The 23,443-nt window shown below is 63.6% G+C and carries 21 protein-coding genes; 10 read left to right on the top strand and 11 right to left on the bottom strand.

Annotated features, from left to right (window positions below):
• The first annotated feature begins 6 nt into the window (after positions 1–6).
• Positions 7–2,061 carry an ATP-dependent Lon protease gene (locus OPIT5_23225; GenBank protein ID AHF92700.1) on the top strand — a complete coding sequence of 685 codons (2,055 nt, stop codon included), beginning with the start codon at positions 7–9 and terminating at the stop codon, positions 2,059–2,061.
• Positions 2,062–2,460: 399 nt separating this feature from the next.
• Here the strand turns inward: OPIT5_23225 and OPIT5_23220 are convergent, their stop codons facing one another.
• The 3 genes from OPIT5_23220 to OPIT5_23210 form a co-directional block, all read right to left on the bottom strand.
• Positions 2,461–3,201, bottom strand: a complete 741-nt coding sequence (locus OPIT5_23220; protein ID AHF94665.1) for a hypothetical protein — start codon at positions 3,199–3,201, stop codon at positions 2,461–2,463.
• Between the two features lie 93 nt (positions 3,202–3,294).
• Positions 3,295–4,716 carry an integrase gene (locus OPIT5_23215; protein AHF92699.1) on the bottom strand — a complete coding sequence of 474 codons (1,422 nt, stop codon included), beginning with the start codon at positions 4,714–4,716 and terminating at the stop codon, positions 3,295–3,297.
• 284 nt (positions 4,717–5,000) lie between these two features.
• Positions 5,001–6,737: a sulfite reductase gene (locus OPIT5_23210; GenBank protein ID AHF92698.1), complete on the bottom strand. Its 1,737-nt coding sequence runs from the start codon at positions 6,735–6,737 to the stop codon at positions 5,001–5,003.
• Positions 6,738–7,028: 291 nt separating this feature from the next.
• Here OPIT5_23210 and OPIT5_23205 point away from each other — a divergent pair, with 291 nt between their 5' ends.
• Both OPIT5_23205 and OPIT5_23200 read left to right on the top strand, forming a co-directional pair.
• The gene (locus OPIT5_23205) at positions 7,029–7,772 is read left to right on the top strand and encodes a glutathione S-transferase (GenBank protein ID AHF92697.1); all 744 of its coding nucleotides are present in this window, start codon (positions 7,029–7,031) and stop codon (positions 7,770–7,772) included.
• 18 nt (positions 7,773–7,790) lie between these two features.
• Entirely contained in the window at positions 7,791–8,045 is a 255-nt protein-coding gene (locus OPIT5_23200; protein AHF92696.1) for a hypothetical protein, read from the top strand.
• Positions 8,046–8,117: 72 nt separating this feature from the next.
• On the opposite strand, the gene OPIT5_23195 is transcribed toward OPIT5_23200, so the two are convergent.
• The 8 genes from OPIT5_23195 to OPIT5_23160 form a co-directional block, all read right to left on the bottom strand.
• On the bottom strand, positions 8,118–9,380 hold the full coding sequence (locus OPIT5_23195) for a hypothetical protein (protein ID AHF94664.1): 1,263 nt from the start codon (positions 9,378–9,380) through the stop codon (positions 8,118–8,120).
• Between the two features lie 75 nt (positions 9,381–9,455).
• Positions 9,456–11,627 (bottom strand): hypothetical protein, encoded by a 2,172-nt coding sequence (locus OPIT5_23190; protein ID AHF94663.1) that lies wholly within the window; start codon positions 11,625–11,627, stop codon positions 9,456–9,458.
• A 31-nt stretch (positions 11,628–11,658) separates the two neighbouring features.
• On the bottom strand, positions 11,659–12,519 hold the full coding sequence (locus OPIT5_23185) for a methyltransferase (GenBank protein ID AHF92695.1): 861 nt from the start codon (positions 12,517–12,519) through the stop codon (positions 11,659–11,661).
• Positions 12,520–12,600: 81 nt separating this feature from the next.
• Positions 12,601–12,993 (bottom strand): metal-sulfur cluster biosynthesis protein, encoded by a 393-nt coding sequence (locus OPIT5_23180; protein AHF92694.1) that lies wholly within the window; start codon positions 12,991–12,993, stop codon positions 12,601–12,603.
• 119 nt (positions 12,994–13,112) lie between these two features.
• Positions 13,113–14,558: a hypothetical protein gene (locus OPIT5_23175; protein ID AHF92693.1), complete on the bottom strand. Its 1,446-nt coding sequence runs from the start codon at positions 14,556–14,558 to the stop codon at positions 13,113–13,115.
• Between the two features lie 17 nt (positions 14,559–14,575).
• Positions 14,576–15,184, bottom strand: a complete 609-nt coding sequence (locus tag OPIT5_23170; protein AHF92692.1) for a hemerythrin — start codon at positions 15,182–15,184, stop codon at positions 14,576–14,578.
• Positions 15,181–15,540, bottom strand: a complete 360-nt coding sequence (locus tag OPIT5_23165; protein AHF92691.1) for a cupin — start codon at positions 15,538–15,540, stop codon at positions 15,181–15,183. The genes OPIT5_23170 and OPIT5_23165 overlap by 4 nt, the downstream gene beginning before the upstream one ends.
• Before the next feature lie 44 nt (positions 15,541–15,584).
• Entirely contained in the window at positions 15,585–16,454 is an 870-nt protein-coding gene (locus OPIT5_23160) for an electron transporter SenC (GenBank protein ID AHF92690.1), read from the bottom strand.
• A gap of 121 nt (positions 16,455–16,575) precedes the next feature.
• Between OPIT5_23160 and OPIT5_23155 the strand changes: the two genes are divergently transcribed.
• From OPIT5_23155 to OPIT5_23125, 7 genes are all read left to right on the top strand, one after another.
• The gene (locus tag OPIT5_23155; GenBank protein AHF94662.1) at positions 16,576–17,109 is read left to right on the top strand and encodes a hypothetical protein; all 534 of its coding nucleotides are present in this window, start codon (positions 16,576–16,578) and stop codon (positions 17,107–17,109) included.
• 76 nt (positions 17,110–17,185) lie between these two features.
• Entirely contained in the window at positions 17,186–17,716 is a 531-nt protein-coding gene (locus OPIT5_23150) for a hypothetical protein (GenBank protein ID AHF92689.1), read from the top strand.
• Between the two features lie 55 nt (positions 17,717–17,771).
• The gene (locus OPIT5_23145; GenBank protein AHF92688.1) at positions 17,772–19,685 is read left to right on the top strand and encodes a nitrous oxide reductase; all 1,914 of its coding nucleotides are present in this window, start codon (positions 17,772–17,774) and stop codon (positions 19,683–19,685) included.
• 83 nt (positions 19,686–19,768) lie between these two features.
• Positions 19,769–20,398 carry a hypothetical protein gene (locus OPIT5_23140; GenBank protein AHF92687.1) on the top strand — a complete coding sequence of 210 codons (630 nt, stop codon included), beginning with the start codon at positions 19,769–19,771 and terminating at the stop codon, positions 20,396–20,398.
• Complete coding sequence (locus tag OPIT5_23135) at positions 20,395–21,774, top strand: carbohydrate-binding protein (protein AHF92686.1); 1,380 nt, start codon at positions 20,395–20,397, stop codon at positions 21,772–21,774. The genes OPIT5_23140 and OPIT5_23135 overlap by 4 nt, the downstream gene beginning before the upstream one ends.
• Positions 21,771–22,550, top strand: coding sequence for an ABC transporter (locus OPIT5_23130; protein ID AHF92685.1), 780 nt, complete (start codon positions 21,771–21,773; stop codon positions 22,548–22,550). The genes OPIT5_23135 and OPIT5_23130 overlap by 4 nt, the downstream gene beginning before the upstream one ends.
• 13 nt (positions 22,551–22,563) lie before the next feature.
• Positions 22,564–23,379, top strand: coding sequence for a hypothetical protein (locus OPIT5_23125; protein ID AHF92684.1), 816 nt, complete (start codon positions 22,564–22,566; stop codon positions 23,377–23,379).
• Positions 23,380–23,443 lie beyond the last annotated feature (64 nt).

Here is a 23,443-nt window from a genome sequence, read left to right as displayed (position 1 = left end):
CCTTCCATGCCCGACGCCCCCATCGAACTCGACGCCCTTGACCTCCTGGCCAACGAAGCTTTTCCCGGCATGGTTGTGCGCAAGGACCTGCTTCGGCGCATGCGCACCTCGTTCGGCGTGCCGGCCTTCGTGATCGAGTTCCTGCTCGGTAAATACTGCGCCTCCACCGACGACCGCGAAATCAATGAGGGGTTGGAGTTCGTGCGTGAAACGCTCGCGTCCAAATACGTGAAGCCAGACCAAAGGGAGTCGGTGAAGTCGTCGATCAAGCAACACTCCACTTACGAATTTATCGACAAGGTGTCGGTGAAGCTAGTCGAGGTGCACGATAAGTATTGGGCGAGTCTCTCCAACCTGAACCTCGACTTCATCAACATCGACGAACGTCTGGTCAAAGAGCATGAGCGGCTACTGATGGGCGGCGTGTGGGCGGAGATTACCATCCGCTACGACGAGACCTATATCTTCAAGAACCAGAACCGCCCGTTCTTCATCGAGTCCATCCGCCCGATCCAGATTTCCAATCGCAACATGGAAGGTTTCCGCGCCAGCCGTAAGCGGTTCACCCGCGACCAATGGCTCGACTTGCTCATGCGTTCGATGGGCTACGAGCCCGACCATCCCTACTACACCAAGCGCCGGAAGCTCCACTGCATGCTGCGCTTGGTGCCGTTCGTGGAGCGGAATTTCAATTCGGTCGAACTAGGGCCTCGTGGCACCGGCAAGAGTTTTGTTTATCAGCAGATGAGTCCCTATTGTCACCTCGTCTCGGGCGGACAAACGACGACGGCACAGATGTTCGTGAACCTATCCAGTGGGCAACGTGGCTTGGTGTGTATGTGGGACGTGGTGGCGTTCGATGAAGCGGCGGGAATCAATTTCTCCGACAAGAGCGGCGTCAACATAATGAAGGGCTACATGGAGGACGGAGCCTTCAGCCGTGGCCGCGACATCATCACCGCCGAGGGCTCGATCGTTTTCGTGGGCAACATCGACGGTGAAATCGCCACTATCGTTCGCACCTCGCACCTGTTTTACCCGATGCCCAAGGAGATGGACACGGCCTTTTACGACCGCATTCACGCCTACATCCCAGGCTGGGAATTCCAGAAGACCCACGACGACGCTTACACCAACCATTTCGGCCTCGTCACCGACTTCCTCGCCGAGGTTTTCCGCGAGGTGCGTAAGTCCAGCTACACCGACTACGCCGAGCGCCATTTCAAGTTTGGCAGTCACCTCGGCGGTCGTGACCAGAAAGCCGTCCGTAAGATCGTGTCCGGTCTCATCAAGCTTCTTCATCCCGACGGCGAAGTCACTAAGGTCGAGTTGGCAGAATACGTTGAATACGCGCTGGAGATGCGTCGTCGGGTAAAAGAGCAGCTCAAAAAAATGGGTGGGCTCGAATACTGGAATACCAGTTTTAGTTACATCGACCGCGAGAGCGGCCAAGAGACCTTTGTCAACGTGCCCGAAATGGGCGGCGGCAGCTTGATCCCCGAGGGCCAGCAAGCTCCCGGAAGCGTTTACACCATCGGCACCGATGCCAGCGACAGCCGCCTCGCGCTGTTCCTGCTCCAAGCCCAAGTCAACCCGGGCTCAGGTCGCATCATTCCCCTCGGTAATCTCTCTAAAAGCATGAAGGAGGCGATCAAAACCGCCGACGCCTACCTACGCGGCAACCTGAAGAATCTCGGTATCACCCGAGACATCGACAGCTACGATTTCAGCCTCCAAGCGATCAATCTGAATCAGGCAAAAGACGGCAGCGAAACAGCCGTGGCTTTCTTCATCTCCCTCGTTTCCGCGATCCTCGAAAAGTCGGTCTTGGAGCGCACCGTCGTCCTTGGCGAAATGAGTGTCCAGGGACTGCTCCTCAAAGTGAATTCACTCCCCGAGCGCATGCAGCTTGCCGTTGAGGCCGGTGCAAAACGCATCCTTATCCCTAGCGAAAACAAGCGTGATCTCGCGGACGTACCAGATACTATTATTACAGCAATTCAGTGGCATTTCTACGATTCCCCGATCAAAGCTGCTACTATAGCAATGGGATTAGCTTGACCATGACATTGATTCAATATGCTTATTTAAAAACTCATACCCCCGCAGGTTACTGTGAGAATATGACTACCACTAACGGACATTGGAGCGAATTCCCCTTCAGTTCTATATAGAAATTTAAACCTAGCTAATCCATCAAAATAATCTTATTATTCTTCGGCCAATAATACTACAGCAATCGGAATCACATCTATACTCACAACGAATTTCTGTAGCCATTGATATCCTCATCATTGCCTTCTATTGTTACTTACGTTAGTATTATTATACACGTATTTTGGTGTCGCCGGTGCTCCGCGCATCGGATTCCGATGCTTTGCTGCGGCTTGTCCCGCGTGGAGTCGCTGGCGAGCCCGACTGGGCCGATAGCGTCCCAGCCCCTTCGCCGGGAATCGCGGATTACGATTTCGCTATGGCAGAGCGACGGCGACCAGCGCGGGAGTCTCGTTGGATGCCATGTGATTTGCAGAACACGCGGATTTCCTTCGGATCGATAACGACGCCTTGCGATTTGAGGTAGTCGTGAAGCTCTCCGGTGCGATAGCAGGCTTTGGGGTGGTTCAGCATGTAGTGGAGCACACAGAGTTTCCACCAATGGGAGTATCCAAAATCGGATTTCCCGATTTCACCGACTTTCTTGTCGGAGAGGAAAACCAATGCCTTGGACAACTCCTTGGCGAGGTCAACGCGCCCTTCGCTGATCATGGTGGCCAGATAGGAATTGGTCGCCCGGAGAAGCGCCAGAGGCGGCTGGGCAGCGCCCGATTGGAGGTAGCGCCGCCAAGCATAGACAAAGAGAAAACTTGCCGTGTCGATGTGGCCAGCCTGGTAACGCCGGATCAGTGTTTCGACTTCGCGACGGGTCAGTCCGCCGTAACGGGAAGCGTGGACCTTGGCCGGCAAGTCACGTCGGAGCGTGACGAGTTCGCGGTTCGCTCCTGTCATCGGCTCACCGGATAACGTGGAGAATAAGGCCAGCGGATCGGCGACTGGCTGACCGGAGTCCAACACGCGGGCCAGTTCGGTGCGGAGTGTTTCCGATTTGGCAAAACGCCTCCATAGCCAGCTACGCAGGGCAGGAGACGTGCGGCAGAGATCGAGGAAAAGAGCGGCGGCAGCCGTATCGTTGTCCTCGGCCAAATGCCTGAGCACATCATCGGAACCAGATTGGGCGTCCGGTAGTGATCGATCCATGACGGGTGTCATTGTATGGATCATCCGGAGAAAATCGAATCATGCCGTAACTTTCGCAGCAGCGGTGGCGGATTGAGTAGTTGAGCTCTGCCCTTTCCGTTTCTTTAACCCCCATGTGGCGAGGAGTTCCTCTCGAATCGCCTTCCATGTTTTCGGTGTCATCGCCCGGACCTTTTCCTTGATTTCATCGAGCGAGAGCGACTTGGGGCCGGATGGATTGGAGGAACCACCCAAGATCGCCGGTAGCTTTTCCGATAGTGTCTGCCGGAATGCGTCCCGGCCCGGCTGGAAATAGTGCTTCGTGACGATTCCCGCCGTGCGATGACCTGTAACTTTCTGGACAATTTCCAGCGGCACGCTGGCCGTCAGTGCGAGCGTGACCCATGTGACGCGGAACGAGTGGAAGTCACGCACCGACGCCTTGCGCAGGCCCTTCTCGCGCGATTGGTGAAGCGCACCGAGTGATTTTGTTTTGTCCTGTTCCGTTTCGCCATCGCCTTCCTCCGGATCGGAGAATCCGGCGCGTTTCAGGATGCGACGCACCCGATGGGTGATCCCATCGGGATTGTTTTGATACATTTTGGCCTGCTCCGGGAAAACGTAGCCTTTATCCTTTCCTTGCGTCCGCTTGGACAACACATTTTGCAGAAGCGGAAACAGAGGAATTTGCACGAGTTCGCCCGTCTTGGACGATTTTACCTGAATGAACCGGTTGGGCAGATCGACCGCCGACCATTGTAGCAGGCAGCAGTCGCCTCGACGCATGGCGGTGCAGATACCGGTCACAATGATCGGATAGATAAACTCATCGCCTTTCGCAGTCTCAACGATGGCAGCAAGCTCAGCTTCATCGAAGGGTTTCCGGAAAATTGTGTCCTCTTCTTTGGTCGGAATGCCTTCGAACGGATTTTCGGTCAGACCGCCTGCCTTGCGTAACGCTTGAAAACAGGAGCGCAGAAAAATGAGTTCATTGTTGTAGGTCTTGGGCGAGATTCCTCGCGCCTCTTCCTGACGCAAGAAGGCCCGCGCCATTTCCGATTGCACCTGGGCCATTGCCCGAACGGCAGGCTGCTTCTCGCTCAGGAACGCCACAAACCGCTCCATCCAGCGCCCGGCCTGATCCACGTAGCGTTCGCTGGGTTTTCGACGACGCGGCAATTCCTTCCAGGTTTTGAAGATGTCGCCGAGTGGCAGTGAATGGATGCGTGCCCCCGTCCGCAGTTCATGGAGGGTCTGCACCAGTTCTTCGGCGGTGCCCTGCTTTTTGGTTTCTTCCTGCCATTTTTCCAAGGCGACCATCGCCTTGATTCGTGATCGTTCGAACAGAATATCCCCCTGCTCTCGCAGGCTGTTCGGAACCGTTCCGTGAATCTGGACGCCGAGATTTTTGCACAAGACCTGTCCATCGACCTGCACACGCCCGTACCACCATTTGCTGTTCTTGCGGAGTTCCAATGCCATGATATTATCCTCCTGTATAGGGTCTTAACTTTCTGGAACCAAATGTATCCTGCCACCATCCCGATGCAACAGAAACCAAAGAAAAAACCAAAGATTTCCTAAAATTACAATTAACTAATTGATAATCAATATTCCCTATTGGGGCTCATAACCTGAAGGTCGTTGGTTCAAATCCAACCCCTGCACCCAATTTGAAACCCTCCGAATCGCTTCGGAGGGTTTTTTATTGAAGGAGTTACGAAAATTGGGGGCACGGGATTCGGAAGGCTTGATTTCGGGTCCGGTCACTCCTCACCAGCCACACGCCCGACTGCCTGAAGCCGCCGGGCACGCGCCACCAGCTCTTCGTGAAACTGCTCTGAACAGGGAGACTCCCCCTGTTTTTGGGTCCGGTGCCAATAATCGCCAAAAGGTTCGTCCTCTTTACGGTTAGCAAGAAAATCGGTCAGAAGCGCCCGGACTCGTGAAGGGATGTCCTCAATCGCGACGGATTTCTCCAGCAGCGACACGAGGCGGTCGCCCCGGTGGGAGCCGCCGACATACAGAGCGTATTTCCCGGGCGCACGGCCGACAAAGGCAATGTCCGCATTGTAAGGACGGGCACACCCGTTGGGGCACCCGGTCATGCGGATCAGCAAGGGCTCATCGGCCAAACCGAGATCATGCAGGATTTCGTCAACGCGATCCAGTACTCCCTGAAACACCCGCTCGCTTTCCGCCAGGGCGAGTCCGCAGGTCGGCAGGGCCACACAGGCATGTGACATAAGCCGCGCCCGGGTAAGCGCCGCAGGAGCCGGCACCCGGTGGCTTGCAAGGATAGAGTCAACCGCATCACGATCGGAGGGTGCGATGTCGCAAAGTTGCAGGTTGGCGTTTGGCGTGATCCGCAGCGGACAACCCAGCCGGACAAGCACTTCCCTCACGGCGGACCGCCAGGCCGGCATCACCGTATCCACATCCTGGATGCGCCCGTCCGAAATCCAGAGACCGCAAAACAGCCTGCCATCGCCCTGCTCGTACCAGCCCAGCAGATCTTCCACCGTTTCAAACCGGAAAGATTTGGCGGGCTCGACCGCCTCGCCGAAACGGCCGAGAACTTCATCGCGAAACCAGTCCACGCCACGCGTCAGGATGAGATACTTGAGCCGGGCCTGCTTGCGGTCGTCGCGCCGCCCGTGATCGCGTTGCGCCGCCACGATGGCCTTGAGCGCGTCGATTATTTTGCCCTTGGGCACGTAGAACAACGGCTGGGCCAATGCCGGGCGCGTCTTGACGACGCCGTGAGCCATGCCGAAGCCACCACCGACAAAAACGCTGTAACCCTCGATGTTTCCATCCACGACATGAGCGACCAGCCCGGCACCGTGCGAAAAGACATCGACATCGTTTCGCGGCGTCACGGCGATGCCGATCTTGAATTTTCGCGGCAACCAGGCCTGACCATACACCGGATCATCGGTTTCTTCGGGCATCAGCGGCAGCTTTTCCCCGTCCAGCCATATTTCGCTGTAGCCCCGGCTGCGGGCGTAGAACGTGCGGCTGATTTCCGCCGCGAGCGCCTGGACTTCCCGGTGCACCGCATCGCGCAGCGGCGTGGCGCAAGCCATGGTGTTGCGCACGATGTCACCACAGGCTCCCCAAGTGGTGAGGCCGCAGGCATTGATCTGGCGGATACATTCACGCAGCGAGCCAAACAGCACGCCGTGCATCTGGATACCCTGGCGGTTGGTCAGGCGGAGAGTGCCGTTGGCCAACGTGTCAGCCATGCGGTCATGCACCAGATACTGGGCTGCGGTAAGCGCCCCGCCGGGAATCTTGCTTCTCACCATGAATTGCCAGGCCTTGTCGAGACCGGCCCTGCGCCGTTCGATGCGCTGGTCACGGTCGTCCTGCTGATAACTGCCGTGAAATTTCAGGAGTTGGAAATCGTCCTCGCCGAAATGGCTGGCGGTGGAATTCAGGGCTTCGGCCAGACTGCAGCGCAAGCCGCGGCTGCCTCTTTTGATGTCTTCTACGCTCATGGTGGTGGTCAAAAACCGGATCAGCCGTCCCGATCCGTACTGCGCGAGTCAGGCTGGTGAGTGTTCCCGCGGAGACGCTCCACCGGTGCATCCGTCTGGTCGGTTACGGATCACCTGTCCTGTGTGGTCTGCCGGTGGCGCCGGACCGGAACGGCTGAAAAAACTTGAACATATCGTAGTACGATAGAAAATAGGAAATGCAATCCTGATCTGAAACATTCAGGCCGTCGGAATGGCCATGCGTGCGAACCAGCCATATCCTGCCAGCCTGGCGTGTTTCCCTTCCATCGTATGAAACCAACCGTTTACCAGTTCGCCTACAGCCCTTATTGCATTCCTGTCACCGCGGTTCTCCGGGCTTTCGGAGTGCCTTTCCGGACCGCGGAGGTCCCGGTTCACCGACGCGACGCGATCATTCGCCTCACCGCCGGCCGCTATTACCAGGTCCCCGTCATCGTCAACGGGCGGAGCGTTGTGTATGAAACCGGACCCGATACGCTCGATGTCGCTCGCTACATCGACCGGCAATTCGCTGATGGCCGGCTCTTCCCGGCGCCCCTGGAAGGCATTCAGCGAATCCTGATTCCGCACATCGAAAACGAAGTCGAGTCGGTCACCTTCAAACTGGCGGATCCGCATCGCATTCCCCGGATCAGGGACATCGTGGAGCGGACCGAAAGCATCCGGCACAAGGAACGCCGTTTCGGGAAAGGCTGCCTCGATCAATGGCGGCGCGATTCGAGGATTCTGTTCCGGCAGGCGGAGGCGTTGCTTGAACCGTTCGAGCTGATGTTGCACCAATCGAGCTTCCTTCTCGGCGATGAGCCGGTTTATGCCGATTTTGCCTTGGCCGGAACGATTGGCGCCCTGACCTTCGGCGGCCACGTCCCGTTTCCCTCTCGCCTGACCGCGCTGACAAGGTGGCGAGAGGAATTGCGCAAGTGGACCGCCAGAGGCACGCTCAAAGCAACAGGGCGAAAAACGCCGCCGGGTCCGACTTCCCGGAGAAAGACTTCCCGGAGAAAATCATCCTGATAACCTGCCTGCATCGCCATGTCTGCACCACACCAGTCACCTGTCGAACTCGATGTCCGCCCTCTGCTCGCCCGGAATCGTCCTCCCTTGCCGGCGATTCTGGCCGCCGTTGCCCGTCTCGAACCGGGGCAGACCCTGTGTCTGATCGCGCCATTCGAACCGGTTCCTCTCTACGAAGTGCTGGGTGCAAGCGGGTTTTCTCACGAGATCGTCAAGCACGAGTCCGACGTGTGGGTGGTCCACTTTTCCCGGGATGTTCCCGATACCGGATGAGGGGGCGCGAGGCCTTCGCGCCCCCTCGGGGGGGGAAATGGCCACGCCGGTACGTCCATCCGCTGATCGGCGTCACGGACGCAACAGGCAGATGCCGGTCACCATGACCAGTGATCCGAAAAACAGGATCGCGTAAAAACCCGGCACCACCGGCCACCCTGCCCACACCCCGGCCAGCGACTGCCAGACGAGAGCCGCCTCCGTCGCACCGATACCGGCGACAAGCACCCATGCTCCGGCACGTATCCGGCGAACCGGCCGGAGCCAGCCGCATCCGGCCGCCAGCGCCAGAATCGCGAGGCTGGCGACACCGAGAAACACCAGGTGCAGGAAAGCCACCGGCATGTTGCGCCCCCCGTAAGCCAGCTCGCCGAGTGCGGGCAACACCGCCGCCAGTTGCAGCACGCATTTCAGCACAAAGGCCACTCCCGCGACCGCGAGCAACCGGCGGGCATACACGCCGCCGCCAACGCCGGCATCCGCCCGCGCGGCCACCGGGACGCAGCGGCCGGGCACGAGCATACGCCATGCGCAGACGCACCCCGCGAGTTGCAGCACCCCGCCCGCCGCCGCCGTCCACCGGACCCATGCGGGCGGGTCCATCCAGAGCGCCGAAACCGCAAACGTCAGCACGCAGCCCCACGCGAAAAACCCGGCGGCGCGCCGCGCCCCGTTCTCCGCGCACGGGATGCCGCGCTCGTGCCGGTATTGCAACAGGGCCGCGCCGGGGAGAAAAAGGAGCCAGCCGTTGGCCTGGAAGTGCACGTAGAAATACACCGCCAGCGTGTACCAGGGAGACTCCTTCAGTCCGGTCGCCGCCAGCGGCCCGAGGGCGAACGGACCGAGGGCGGACACGAGCAGGAAAACCACTCCCGCCCTCAGGAAAGGCCGCGCCGCCGGGCACGCCCGGTTACCCCGCCACAGGCGCACGGCAAACCACGCGAAGCAGCCGAGGTGCAGCGTGGAAAACGCGATGCTCTCGCGAGCGTATCCCTGCACCGGGAAGGTCGCCAGCATGCCCGCGTTGCCGATCTGCGCGACGACAAACAGCCGGAGCGGCCAGCGCATGTCTCCCGCCGGCACGAAAAACCGGATCGCCAGCGCAAACAGCGCGCTGCCGCCCCAGCCGAGCAGCGCGATATGCGAATGCGCATGCAGCCAGTTGCCGTACACGACCCACGCCGGCGGCCGGATAAAACACCCGCGCAGGAAGGTCCCGGTCAAGGCCGCAACGAGCAGCCACACCCAGGCCACCTGAAACATCCGGAACGCCGCCGGCGACCGGAACGGCGCCGGGTCCGTGTCGGACAAAAGCGATTCGGAAGACGGAGACATGCGATGTGCGCGCAGGATTCAGGCAGGCTGTCCGGATAATCGGATCACCGAACGCCGCCGCCCCGGCAAGCCGGATCACCAGCGCCACTCGACGCCGGCATAAAAGGCGCGGCCCTCGCCCGGGAAAAACAGGTCGGAGTCGTTTCCGCCGAGATCGGTGGCGTTTTGCGTGGCGGCGGTCCAGGCCTTGTCGGCGAGATTGCGCGCCTCGAACCAGACCGAAAAACGCCGGCCGCTCCATCCCGCCCGGAGGCCAGCGAGCACGTAGTTGTCGGCGTAAAACGTGTTGGCGTTGTCCACCGGATATTTTTCGAGGCTGCCGGTCAGGTTGGCGCCGAAATAAAACCCGTCCGGATGCTCGTAGAGCAGTTCGGCAAAAAGCGTGTGGATCGGCACGCCGGCGAGCTTGTTGTCGCCGAAGACCGGATCGTCATCGAACCGGTAGCGATTCCACGAATACGCGAGGCTCAGGCTCACCCGCTGCGAAGCCGCATCCGGCCCGCCCCAGATACGGGTGGTGAGGCCGATTTCGAGGCCGTCGTGGATCGTGTTGTCCGCATTGCGTCCCACCTGGTTGCCCGTGGCGGCGCCGTCGTCGTAGCGGATGAACTCGCCGTCGAGCCAGCTCCGGTAGACGGACACCTCCCACCGGAAACGGCCGTGCTCGCCGCGCGTGCCGATTTCCAGCGTGGTGGCTTCCTGCGCATCGAGCGACTGCACGGTGATCCGCTGCGGCGGGGGCGGCACGAGGGGGATGGCGATCAGGTCGCCGAAAGCCGGCGGCTCGAAGCTGCGGCTTACGCTGGCAAAGGCTTGCGATTTGTCGGTGAATGCCCAGCGCAGGCCGAGCGAGGGAGAGACATTGGAGAAGTCGAGATCGCGCGACACATCGCCGCCCGAAGCGTTGAAATTGTCATCGTATTCCCGATACGCATACGTCGCCTCCGCGGCGATCAGGAGCGAAAGGCGGTCGGTCAGGGCATGGTCGTCCTCAATGAAAAGCGTGGCGTTCCATGCGAAGAGATCTCCGTCAGCAAACTTGTCTCCCCGGAGCGTGGCGTTGTTGGCGTAAAGCCGCTCGCGGCCGTTCATGGCCGTGAGTCGCACGCCGCCGGAGAGGACGTTGGCGCGGCCCAGCACTTCTCCCTCGCGTTCGATGCGCGCCTGCGCGCCGAAGTCGTCGGTCCGGGCCTTCAGCCAGCCCGGACCGAGACGGTAGCCGGAGGGCGGCGTCGAGGGACGGCGAAAATCCACGTCGCGGTACAGGTACCAGGCGGAGAGCTCCGCCCGTCCTTCCGGTCCGGCCAGGGTGAGCCGGTCGGCGAGGCGCACCGTGTCCACGTCGAAAAACGGACGCGTCGACGGATTGAGCGTGCCGGCCTGCGACGGGTCGTCCTCCAGTTGCGCGCGCGTGACCGGCAAGGCCACCTGCTGGTGAACGCGGGAGGCGTTGAGGTAGATGCGGTTCTCCGCGCCTTCGCGCCAGGTGTAGCCGATATTGGCGGCCACCTTCTGCGAATCGCCCGCCGAGTAGTCGCGAAACCCGTCCTGCGTCTGGTACTGGTAATGCACGGCGGCGTCCCATGCGCCGCGGACAACGGCGGCGGAGGCGGCGCTCCGGAAGAACCCGAAGCTGCCGCCGTCCACGCGCACGCTGCCGGCCGTGCCATCCGCCCCCGCGCCCCCGCCTGCGAGGACGACCTCGCGGCCGGTCGGCGTGATGAGATTGAGCGCGCCGCCCAGCGTGGTGCTGCCGAGCGCGGTGGCGGCGGCGCCCCGCCAGACCTCGACCGTGCGGACGGAAAGCGGGCTGATGAGGCCGTAGTCGAAATTGCCGTCGGCACTGTTGATCGGGAGACCATCGAGGAGCACGTCCACGCCGCGCGCCTTGGTGAAGACCACGCTTTGCAGACCGGAGCCGCGGATGGAGAGGCGGACATCGTCGCCGGCGCGCGCATGCGCCTGCACGCCGGGGGCGAGTCGCAGCATGTCCCCGAGCGTGCGCGGAGTGGCGCCGGCGTAGTCGGCAGCTCCGATCGATGTCGTGCCGGAAGCCATACGATCGATCGCCGGGCGGTTCGCATCCGTGCCGGCGTTCTCCGGCGCGGCCGGCGGAGCCTCGCCGGTAATATGGATGTCGTCGAGCTTCACGGGAGGCTCGGCGGCCCGGGACGGCACAGCCGCCGCCGGGACGGCGACGGGCAGCAGGACTGCGATCAGGAAAAGAAGCGGGAATTTCGGATACATGGTGAAGTGAGGAGTGAGGGACGGCTTCAGGTCAGCGGCCGGCTGCCGCGGAGTGGGGAGAACCGGCGTCTGCGGGCTTCTCCGCCACGAGCATCACGGCCGCCAGATGCGGCGCGAAGCGGCGGAAAACCCCTCGCATGGCCCGCACGCGGCGGCGCGCTTCCGGTGTGCGCAGCACGTTGAAGACAAACCGCAACGCCCGCCAGAAACCCTCGTCCCGGATCAGCCGTCGCGGCTCCAGCAGGTGCATCGGCGCGGTCTCCGCGACGCGCACGAGAAAGCCCTCGCGTTCGAGGACAATCCTCCATTCGGCGACGGTGAGCGGCCGGGCCGCCACGCGGATCGCGCCGGAGAGCGCGTGCAGGATGTCGCGTTTGACGGAGTCGGCGACGCTGTCGGGCGCGAGCGCCATTTCGTGGATGCCGTAGCGCCCGCCCGGCCGCAGCAGGCGAAACGCCTCGCGCACGATCTCCGCCTTCTGTTCCGCGCCGTGCATGGTGAGCATCGCCTCCCCGTAAACCACGCTGGCGCTCCCGCCCGGCAAACCGGTTTTCCCGGCCTCGCCGACGACGCACCGCTGCGCCGGGCCGGCCAGCAACCGGCCGACCTGCGCGGCCGCGGCCGGCTCGCGCTCCACCCCCGTCCAGGATGCCGGCCGGCGCCCGAGCGTCAGGCGCGCCGTCACCCCCAGGCCGGGCGCGAATTCCACCACGTCGTCGCCCGCCCCGATCTCCAGGGCCGCGAGCAGCCGGCGGGTCAGACCGAGGCCGCCGGGACGCAGCACACGCTTGCCCATGCGGGCAAGAACCCAGTGACCGGGAAGTTTGGCGAAATCGGCCCGGCCGTCTGAAGACAGGCCCGGAGCGGAAGAATCGGAGGCGGTGGTGCTCATGATCGTAAGAGAGACAGAGTCTCGGTCTCAACAATATCACCCGCGCCCGCCCCGTGCCTTGATCTGGATCAAGTCAACCGGTCATGGCCGGAGCGGCGGATCGTCCCATCCGAGCTGACGGCGCGCCTCCATGCTCAGGCGGTCGGGGGTCCAGGCCGGCGTCCAGACGAGCGAGACCTCGGCTCCGGTGATTCCGGGCACGGCCTCGGCCGCGGACTGCACGCCGGCCAGGATCACTTCGCCCGCCGGGCAATACATCGAGGTGAGCGTCATTTCGATCACGACCTGTCCGCCGGCATCGACACGGATGTCGTAGATCAGCCCGAGGTCTTCGACGCTCACGCCGAACTCGGGATCGTAGACGCGCCGGAAAGCGGCGCGCAACGCATCCGCGAGCGACGGCGCGGCCGGAAGGCTTCCGGAAGACGGCGCGGAGGACGGCTCGGGCAAGGGAGTGGCAGGTGACGTATTCATAAAAAAATCACGAAGGGGAACTTTGAGAAAACCGTTTTAGCCGCAAATGAACGCGAACAGACGCGAATTCAGAAAAACCTATGAAATGCATAATTATATCCATGTGAGTTTATTGTATTCTATTCGCGTCCATTCGCGGTTGGTTCGCCTGTCCGGAAAATGGAATTTTTCAGTATGCCCGAAGGGGAAACCGCCGGATGCGCGCTCGCCGTCAGGCCGGTCTGCGGACGCCACAGGTGGGCGACCACGCGCAGCATGTTGGCGAGAAACAGCCCGGCGCCCGCCGCCAGCGCCAGACTTCCAGCCGCCACCACGGTCGGCGAAGCGGCGAATACACCGGCCACGAGCAGGGCGACGCCCGCGAGGTGCGCGGCATACCAGCCTTTTTCGAGCCTGCGCGAGGAAAGCGACGTGGCCACGGGCACCGGTTGCCGGCCCACGCGCGGCCCGTAGGTGCGCATCCACACGAGGAAGGGCACGATCTTGCACAGCATGCCGAGGATCGTGAGGCTCAGGCCGCCCGCGATGACCAGAATCCCGTAGGCCGAAATCGTGCGCAGCCACGGTTCGGTGCCACCCGGCATGAAAACCAGCGCGATTCCCGCCACCGTGGCCGCGGCCAGCAATCCTGCTCCCGTCACGAAAGCGCGGATACCCGGTTCGGGCACACGCCGCCTTCGCGAAGCCAGCGTCGCCCGCAGGGCCAGACCGGAGCAAACCATGCCGCCCGCGAGCGCCAGCGCGCCGGCGTGTCCGAGGCATTCGATCCGCCAGGCCAACCCGGGCGCCAGCAGCAGCAGTCCGGCCTGCGTCCCCGACAGCCCCGCCCACACCAGACCCGGACGCCGCGCCTCGCCCATCGTGAACATCGGCACGAGCTGGAACGTGGTCCCCTGCAACAGCGTCAGAAAAAACCCGGCCAGCCCGAGATGCGCGTGCGCCCGCAACAGATCCGTCACCGGCGCCGGCAACGATGCCCATGACCAGCGTCGGGCCAGCGCGAGCGCCACACCGAGCAGCACCGTCGCTCCCAGCCAGCTCGCCGCGAGCGGGAAACTCCACGCCGCCGCGTCACGTCGTGAAGCGACGAGAAATGTCCGCCACACCGCGATCACCAGGACGACGACTCCCGCGGTCACCAGCCCTCCGCCGGCCGCCACCCACCCGAACTGCGCGCGTGCGAATCCCCCCGCGAGCATCGCCACGCCGGCGGCCTGCAAACCGAGGTGACCCCACAGCAACCGCGTATCCGCCCTCAACGGCGCGCCCAGCACCACGGGCATCAGTTGATACAACGCGCCGATACAGATGCTCAGCAGGAAACCCGGCAGCCACACATGCACGAAAGCGACCAGCCGGGGATGCAGGAAGGGCACCGACAACAACGACGGCTCCGCCGCCAGCCAGGCCGCCCCGACGCCAAACGCCGCCAGCCCGAGCGCGATGAAAGCCAGCGGCAACCGCGCGCCCGCCACGAGCGGCACGCCCGGAGCGGCGCGTGCCGCCGGTGACGCCGGACCCGAAGCCGGGCGCGCGGCCACGGACGCCGGTACGGTGGTGGTCATGGCCTGGCCCCCCGGGGTCACGACCGCCGGAGCGTCGTCCGCCAGCTTCCGTCCGGCTGCTGTTCGCTGGCGTGCGCCACGCCGCGCGTATCCAGTTCCGGGTACAGGTGAAGCGGCTGCCGGTCGGTGAACGCCACCAGCTCCGCGCCGGGGGCGAGCGATTCGACGCCCTCGAGGATCCGCATCATCGGCTCCGGCGGTTCCAGACCGCGGGCGTCCACGGTCGCCGTTTCCGCCTCCCCGGCGCGGTCGTGCCGGCAGACCGGCGCGCCCGGACGCGGCGGCGGCGCGACCGGCGGCACGGCCGGAGAGGCGGCCAGCCGGGTGATTTTCACATGGAACTCGTCCGCTTCCGTCGCGAGGTATTCCCACGAAAAGGCGCCGGGAAACTGCGCCGCGAACTGGTAGTAGAGCGGCACGGGATCATGGTCGTTCACGAGCACGAAGTGCCCGCCGACCGGCAGGTCGGCCCAGCGCTGGAAAATCTGCGCATGCTTCACACGGCAGGGAATCCTGCGCACATCGAAGCGTGTCGGGTTCGTCGAAGCGGCACCGGTGGGGGCGTTGTCGCCAGGGATCGGATGGTTCATCGGATGGGTGTGGTCGGATTTTTCGTTGTTCTTCATTCGGCCGATTCCGCGCCGAGCGTGAGCAGCATGGAAAACGGACCCTGGCCAGCGCGCACCGCATGCGGGTGGTTCGGAGGCAGGTGCAGGAGGGCGCCTGCCGGAAGCGTCTGCCACTCGCCGTTGAAGAGAAATTCGCAGGCGCCGCTCAGGACCTGGATGAGCGCGCGGCGGCGGTTGGTGTGCGCAGTCAGCTCCTGACCCTCGTCAAAGGCGAAGAGGACGACGCGCAGATCCGGTGTCTGCAGGACGGTGCGGCTGACAATGCCGGCAGCCGAAGTCTGGACTGATGCGGCAAGGTCGATGGACCCGGCCTCGGTGGCTTCGAGAAGCGTACGGGAAGGAGAGGAGCTCATGGGCTCATTCTGGCATACGACCGGACGACCCGCCTTGACATGCGTCAATGCCCCGCGACATCGGCGGATTTCTTCAGACTCGCGACGACCTCGTCCACCGTCCAGCTATTGCCTCGCCAGATTTCCGCCAGGCGGCCATCCGGCCCGACCAGCGCCGTGGTCAGTGTGTGGTCGAGTGTCACGCCATTGGTTTCCCGATACACCGCGAACGCCTTCACGAGCGCATCGATTTCCTCTTTTTTCCCGGTGGCGAAATTCCATGTCGCCGGGTCGGCGCCCATCGCCTCTCCATAGGCTTTCAGGATGTCGGGCCGGTCAAATTCCGGATCGAGCGTGATCGCCAGCAGTCGCGCCTTGCTGGCGGTATCCGCCGGCAATTCTGTCCGCACGGCCGACTGGAGTTGTCTGAACTTCAGCGAAATCGCCGGGCAAAATTCCGGCACCGGACAACGTGTAAAAATAAAAGTCACCACCGTGAAGCGTCCTTGCAGCGCCTCCGCCGTGAAAGACCTCCCTTGCTCGTTCAGCAGCGAGAACGCAGGCACGGCATCGCCCTCGCGCAGCCGTCCGGGGCGCGGGTTGCCTGCCGACGAGGCCGCCGGTTTTTCCGGAGCAGCGGCGCGCCCGGTCACGACAAACGCCTCTGCCAGCGACCGTCCGCCACCCGTCCGCAGACGAAACCGGACACGGTCGTTCACCTTCAGCCGGTTGGCCTCTTCCGGACTCGCCGGTGTGAACGCCATCGTCATCGCCGGCATGTATCCGGGAATCTCGTCGTGCTCGACAACCAGTTGCCCGCCATCGAGCCTGGCGCGGACGACTCCCGTAACCTGGAAAACGCGCTCGTCTTCTTTTCCGGATGCGGCAGACGCCACCCCCGATCCGGACAGAGCCGCCCATGCACACAGTAACATTCCGGCGAGAAGAGAACAAAGAAATCGGGAGGACATGATTTCGCAGTATGCCAGCAACCGGCGGGCCTTGCCTTGATATGGGTCAAGGCACGCGGTCGTGGATTCTGCCAGACTGGCTCGCATGGCCGAAGCCGATCCTCCCCGCCCGCCCGTCCTCACACGCGTTACTCTCGGACTGCTCGTCATTCCGGTAGCGCTGCTCGCGTGGGTTCCTGCCGTGGTGCTCCGGCGGCACCTTTTTTCCCCTCCTCTCGCCGGAACCGCCGGCGATCTGCCCGACTCTCTCGTCGTCTCCGAAAACGAAGAACCCCTCCCGGACGATCCTCTCCTCCGTGGTGAACGCATCTTTGCCCAAACCTGCGCCGCCTGCCACCAGCCCGATGGCCGCGGCCTGCCCGGGATTTTCCCGCCGCTCGCCGGCTCCGACTACCTGCTGGCCGATCCCCGACGCGACGCAAGGGCCGTTCTCCACGGCCTCTCCGGTCCTGTCACCGTCAATGGAACGGAATACAACAGCGTCATGCCGCCACTGCCGCTCTCCGATGCCGACATTGCCGCCGTGCTCACCTGGGTGCTCCAGGCCTGGGGCAATGACGGTCCCGCGGTCGCTATCGAAACCGTCGCCCGCCTCCGCGCCGAGGCCCCTTCCCCCTGAATCGGCGCATATGTGCGCTCCCGCTTGATACACATCAAGGCGCGCGCTCTCTCCCGGCGCTATCATCTCCACGCTTATGAAAACCATTATCCGCTTCTCCCGCCTTCCACTCGTCGCAATCGCCGGCCTGACCTTGCTGGTCCTCGCCGGCTGCGGACCGTCGTCCGGTCCCGCGGATTCCGGCAAGAGTGCCTCCGCCGCCCCCGCCTCCGCCCAGCCGGCCACGGGTCGCGCCGTCGAGATCACCGCAAACGACTCGATGAAGTTCAGCCTCGCCGAAATCCGCGCCAAACCCGGCGAAGCGCTCTCGGTCACGCTCAAAAACGTCGGCACCATGCCGAAGTTTTCCATGGGCCACAATCTCGTCGTCCTCGCCGCCGGGCTCGATCCTGTCACTTTCGTCAACGACGCCGCCCAGGCCGTGAAGACCGATTACGTGCCGGCCAAATACAAGACCCGCATCCTCGCCTCCACCAGACTCCTCGGCCCCGGCGAGAGCGACACCGTCACCTTCAAGGCGCCCGGCATGCCCGGACACTACGCATTCGTCTGCTCTTTCCCCGGCCACTTTCAGGTCGGCATGAAAGGCGAACTCGTCGTCGAATAGCAGCCCCCCTCCCCCGTCCATTCCCCCGCCCTCCCGTCCACATCGACCACCAGTCATGAAAACACGCTCCTCCCGTCCCGCCCGCCACCACGCCCCGGCTGTTTGCTTCATCGCCGCCACGCTCGCTACGGTGCTCCTTCTTTCCGGGTGCAATCCTCCCGGCTCCGCCTCGTCCGCCTCCGGAAAATCCGGCGCATCCGGCTCCGCCGCCGCCCGCACCTGGATCGCGCCCGGCGAGATGGACGAGTATTACCTCTTCTATTCCGGCGGACACTCCGGCCAGGTGTTCGTCGCCGGCCTGCCCTCCATGCGCCACATCGCCACCATCCCTGTTTTCTCTCCGTATCCAGGAAACGGATATGGGTACGACGAGGAAACGAAAAAAATGCTCGGCGACTTCACCTGGGGCGACGTCCATCATCCCGGCCTTTCCCAGACCGGCAGCCGCTACGACGGCCGCTGGCTTTTCGTGAACGACAACGCCAACAATCGCATCGCCCGCATCGATCTCCGCGACTTCAAGACGCACCAGATCCTGGGTCCCATCCCCAATTCCAGCGGCAACCACGGTTCGTCCTTCGTCACCGAAAACACCGAATACGTACTCGTCGCCACCCGTTTCTCCGTACCGCTCCCGAAGGGTCGCTACGCCGATCCCGCCGACTACGAAAAGGAATTCAACGGCATGGTCAGCGGCATCCGCGTCGACCCGCAAACCGGCGAGATGAGCGTCGGCTGGCAAATCCTCACGCCGCCCTTCAACTGGGACCTCGGCTCCACCGGCAAGGGACCCAGCAGCGGCTGGGCCTTCTGGACTTCCTACAACACCGAGATGGCGCATGAAACGCTCGAAGCCACCTCCACGCAGCGTGACCGCGACTACGCCGCCGTGGTCAACTGGCGCGCCGCCGAGGCGGCCGTCCGCAATGGCCGCGCCACGCTTCTCTCCGGCGTCCCCGTGATCGATCCGGCAAAAGTGCCCGGTGTCCTCTATTTCCTGCCCGTACCCAAGTCCCCCCACGGCATCGACACCGATCCCTCCGGACGCTGGATCGCGGCCGCCGGAAAACTCCAGCCGGTGACCTCCGTTTTCGATTTCGAAAAAATCCGGGCTGCCATCGGAAAAAAGGAGTTCGAAACCGAATTCCGCGGCGTGCCCGTCATCCGTTACGAATCCGTGCTCGAAGGGGAAGTGCCTGTCGGCCTCGGCCCGCTCCACACCCAATACGACGGCAAGGGCAACGCCTACACTTCGCTTTACATCGAGTCCGCCGTCGCCAGATGGAAACTTCCGCCGTGGACCGATGCCGAACGCGCCGACCTCAACCAGGTCGTCACCGACAAGATCGACGTCCACTACAACATCGGCCACCTCGTCGTCGGCGGCAGCGATACCCGTGAGCCTTACGGGAAATATCTCGTCGCGATGAACAAGCTCTCCAAGGGCCGCCACATCTCCGTCGGCCCCTCGCAGCCCGAGTCGAGCCAGCTCATCGACATCACCGGTGAGAAAATGGAGATGATCTACGAAGCTTTCACCGAACCCGAACCGCACTTCGCGCAAATTCTCAAGGCCGACACGATCAAGCCCGTCGAAGTCTATCCCAAAGCCGAAAGCACGCATCCGCACGCCATCTGGGACGCGAAGGACGCCTCCGTCACGCGCCACGGCAATACCGTTGAAGTGAAGATGGTCGCCATCCGCAGCCGCTTCATTCCCGACCGCATTGACGTCAACGAAGGCGACGAGCTCGTCATCCATGTCACCAACGTCGAACAAACCACCGACATGATCCACGGTCTCGCCCTGGCCGAACAGGACGTCAACATCATCATCGATCCCGGCGAGACAAAGACGCTCCGGCTCAAGGTAAAAAAGCCCGGCGTGTTTCCCTACTACTGCACCAACTTCTGCTCCGCCCTCCATCAGGAAATGCAGGGCTACCTCGCCGTAAAACCGAAGTCGTAATCCGGAGGGGCGACGTCCCCGTCGCCCGACGCGCGCCGGCGCGCCCCTCTCCCCGTCTTCCACTCCCGCCGCCACCGCCCGCCATGATCAAAAATCTTCTCGCCCGCGAATACCGTTTCCTGCGCCGCCCGCTCGGCCTGACCTCGCGGTTGCTCGTTCTTGCGGCGGCCGCGGTGCTGGTGGCGGCGGTGTTCCTTCCGCTCTGGAAAATCCATCTCGTGGCCCCGCAATACCGCGAGGGCCTCGCCCTGCACATCTATTCGCACAAGCTCGTCGGCGGCAACGGCGGCCAGGATCTCCACGAGATCAATACCCTCAACCACTACATCGGCATGAAGCCGCTCGCGCAGGCCGACTTCGCGGAAATGACCTGGCTGCCTTTCGCTTTCGGCGTCTTCGGGCTGCTCGCGCTCCGCGCCGCGTTCATCGGCCGGATGCAAAGCCTCGTCGATCTCGGCGTGCTCTTCATTTACTTCACCGCCTTCTCGCTCGGCAACTTTTACCTGCGCCTCTACAATTACGGCCATCAGCTCGACCCGCGCGCGCCCATGACCATCGAGCCGTTCACGCCGGTCATGTTCGGCAGCCAGAAGATCGCCAATTTCATCCAGACCAGTCTTCCGCAGTCCGGCGCGCTGTGCCTCGCGCTCGTGCCGCTCCTGATCTCCTTCGCCATGTGGTGCTCCCGCCGGGAAACCTTGCCTGAATCATGAGAGCCCCGCGCCTCCATCTGTTGTGCCTGATGTTCGGCCTCGTCGCAGGCGCAGGCCAGTCCGTCTGTGTCGCCCGGCCCTCGACTCCCGGCGACGAACTCCGCGCCCGCATCGAAGCCGCCGTTCCCGGCGACACCCTTGTCGTTGCGCCCGGCGATTACCAGGGGCCTTTTGTCATCGAAAAATCGTTACGCCTGCTGGCCGATCCTCCCGCATCTGCCGGTAACGCGCCCGTCATCCTTCGCGGCGACCGCCGCACGCACGTCGTCGCCATCCGCGCGCCGGATGTCGAGATAAGCGGCTTCACCCTTCGCAGCTCCGGGCGCGACCTCTCCGCCGATCACGCCGCCATCCACATCTCCGCCGCGCGCGCGTTCATCCACGACAATCGCATCCTCGACAGCCTCCACGGCATCTATGTGCGCAAGGCCGCCGACTGCCGGATCGAAAACAACGTCATCCTCGGCGACGGCACCCTCGCCGGTTCCATCGCCGGCGTCGCCGATCCGCTCGCTGCCGGCCTCAGGCCCGGCGAAGCCGAACTCTGCGAAATCGAATCCGTCCAGGACCGGCGCGGCAACGGCATCCATCTCTGGAATTCCGCCGGACACCGCATCACCGGCAATACCATCAGCGGCGCCCGCGACGGCATCTATTTTTCCTTCACCGACGCCACTGCCGTCCGCGGCAACACCATCACCGGCGTGCGGTACGGCCTCCACTACATGTACTCCGACGATAACGTTTTTGAACAAAACACCTTTTCCGCCAATGCGGCCGGAGCCGCCCTCATGTATTCGAAAAATATCCACCTGAGCGAAAACCGGTTCACCGCCAACCGCAGCCATCGCGCCTACGGCCTGCTCCTCCAGTCCGTGGATGACACCCGCATCGAACAAAACCTCATCGAGGGCAACACGCTTGGGCTCTTCATGGAAAACTCCAATCACAACACCGTCCGCGCCAACCGCATTCTCAACAACCATATCGGCCTCCGGGTCAGCGACAGCACCCGCGACACCGCGTTTTCCGGAAACACGTTTTCGGGCAACATCCACCCCGTCGAAACCAGCGGTCGCAACACCGGCAACACCTGGGCGGTGGACGGCCGCGGCAACCGCTGGGACGGCGCGCTCGCCCTCGACCTCAACCGCGACGGTGTCGCCGATCTCTCTCACCGCGAACCCGATCTCTTCGGACCCTGGCGGCGCGCATTCCCCGCCATCGGACTTCTCTCGGCCAGCCCGGGGGAACGCCTGCTCCGCTTCATCCACAGCCGCCTGGCACTGCCCGGCATCAGCGGCATCACCGATCCCGCCCCGCTCGCCGGCGCGCCATCGCCAACCGTCCCGGAACCCGTTCCCGCCACGCCATGATCCACACCCTCGGCCTTGCCAAATCCTTCGGCTCCCGCCGTGTGCTCCGCGGCCTCGATTTTGTCGCCGAACCGGGCGCCATCACCCTTCTCATCGGTGCCAATGGCGCGGGCAAGACCACCGCGCTCCGTCTGCTCGCCGGACTGAGCGCGCCCGACGCCGGCTCCATCCGCATCGCCGGCCACGATCTGCAACATTCGCGCCGCTGCGCGCTCGCCAGCCTTTCCTGGCTGCCGCAAGCCCCCCGTTTTCACCCGCGGCTCACCGTCGCCCAGGTCGCCGCGTTCCATGCCCGCCTTCGCGGACGCCCTCTCCGCGCGGTGCCCGACGCGCTCGATGCGTGGGGTCTCGCCGATTTTTCGGACATGCCTACCGGCAAACTCTCCGGTGGCCTGCGCCAGCGCCTCGCGCTCGCCGTCCTCGCCCTCGCCGACGCGCCCGTGCTCCTGCTCGACGAACCCGGCCTCAGCCTCGATCCCGAGTGGCGCGAAGTTTTGCAGGATTTTCTCACCGGCGAAGCCCGCCGCGGCCGCACCATCCTCATGGCCACGCACCTGCTCGGCGAATGGGAAAATCGCATCGACCGCTGCGTGCTCCTCGCCGACGGACGCTCCGGCGGCGAGATCCCGCCCGGCGAACTTCGCCGCCACTACCATGCCTTCCTTCGCCACACCCTTCCGGAGTCCGACATGCGGCACACGCCGGCAATGACGACATGCCCGCCTCCGCATTCGCCCTCGCCCCTGTCCCCGTCCGCCGCCGCGCCTCGCCTGTGAATCCGGTTTTCCCATGACACCCGTCTCGCCCGTCCTGCCCGCCTTCACGCAAATCGCCTGCGCCGCCGCCGGACGCGAATGGCTCAGCCACCGGCTCAACCGCTTCCTCCATGCGCACCTTGCCCTGGTGCTCGCCGCCGGCCTGCTCCCGCTCCTCACGCCGGATGACGCCCTCGCGCGAGGCGCCGCATGGTGGCTGCTGCATGCGGTGCTCTATGCGGTCTCGCTCTCCGCGCTCCTGCTCGGCCTCAGTTCCGCCCAGGCCGAAACCGACGAATTTCCCTGGCTTCTCGCGCAACCCGCCGGCATTGGTCCGTGGCTGGCCGGCAAGGCGGCCATGCTCGCCCTCCTCGCTGCCGCCTCCGCCGGCCTGCTTGCTCTTCCGACCGCCCTCGCCGGGGCGGGTTCGTCCGAACTGCTCCTCACCACCGCGGGCGCCGCCGGCGTGAGCGCGGTGTGCGCGCTGACCGGGCTTGCCACCGGATTCTGGATACGTGACAGCGTGCGCGGCCTGATCGTCGCGATGGCCGCATGGCTCGTGCTCCTTTTCGGCGCCGATCTCCTGCTACTGGCTCTGGCCGGCGCACCGTTCATGCAAAACCATCCCGATCTCTGGGTGCTCCCGCTCATGCTCAACCCGCTCGATGCCTTTCGCATCACGGTGCTCTTTGCGGCGGAGCGCGCCGCCTTCAGTGGCATCGAGGCCGGCCGTCTCACCGGCTGGTGGGTGGCGCATGCCGCCGGCTGGCTCGCCACGCTGACTGCCGCCTGGTCGACCCTCGCCCTCGCCGCCGCGTGGCTCGGCGCCAGGCGGCAACTGGATGGCTGACCCCTGTCGAACGGACGTGACACTATCCGGGCCGCCTCGGGGAGGCCGTATCTTTTGTCACGAC

The organism is Opitutaceae bacterium TAV5 (assembly GCA_000242935.3).
Classification (GTDB): Bacteria; Verrucomicrobiota; Verrucomicrobiia; order Opitutales; family Opitutaceae; genus Geminisphaera.
This window is presented reverse-complemented; position numbering and strand designations above follow the sequence as displayed.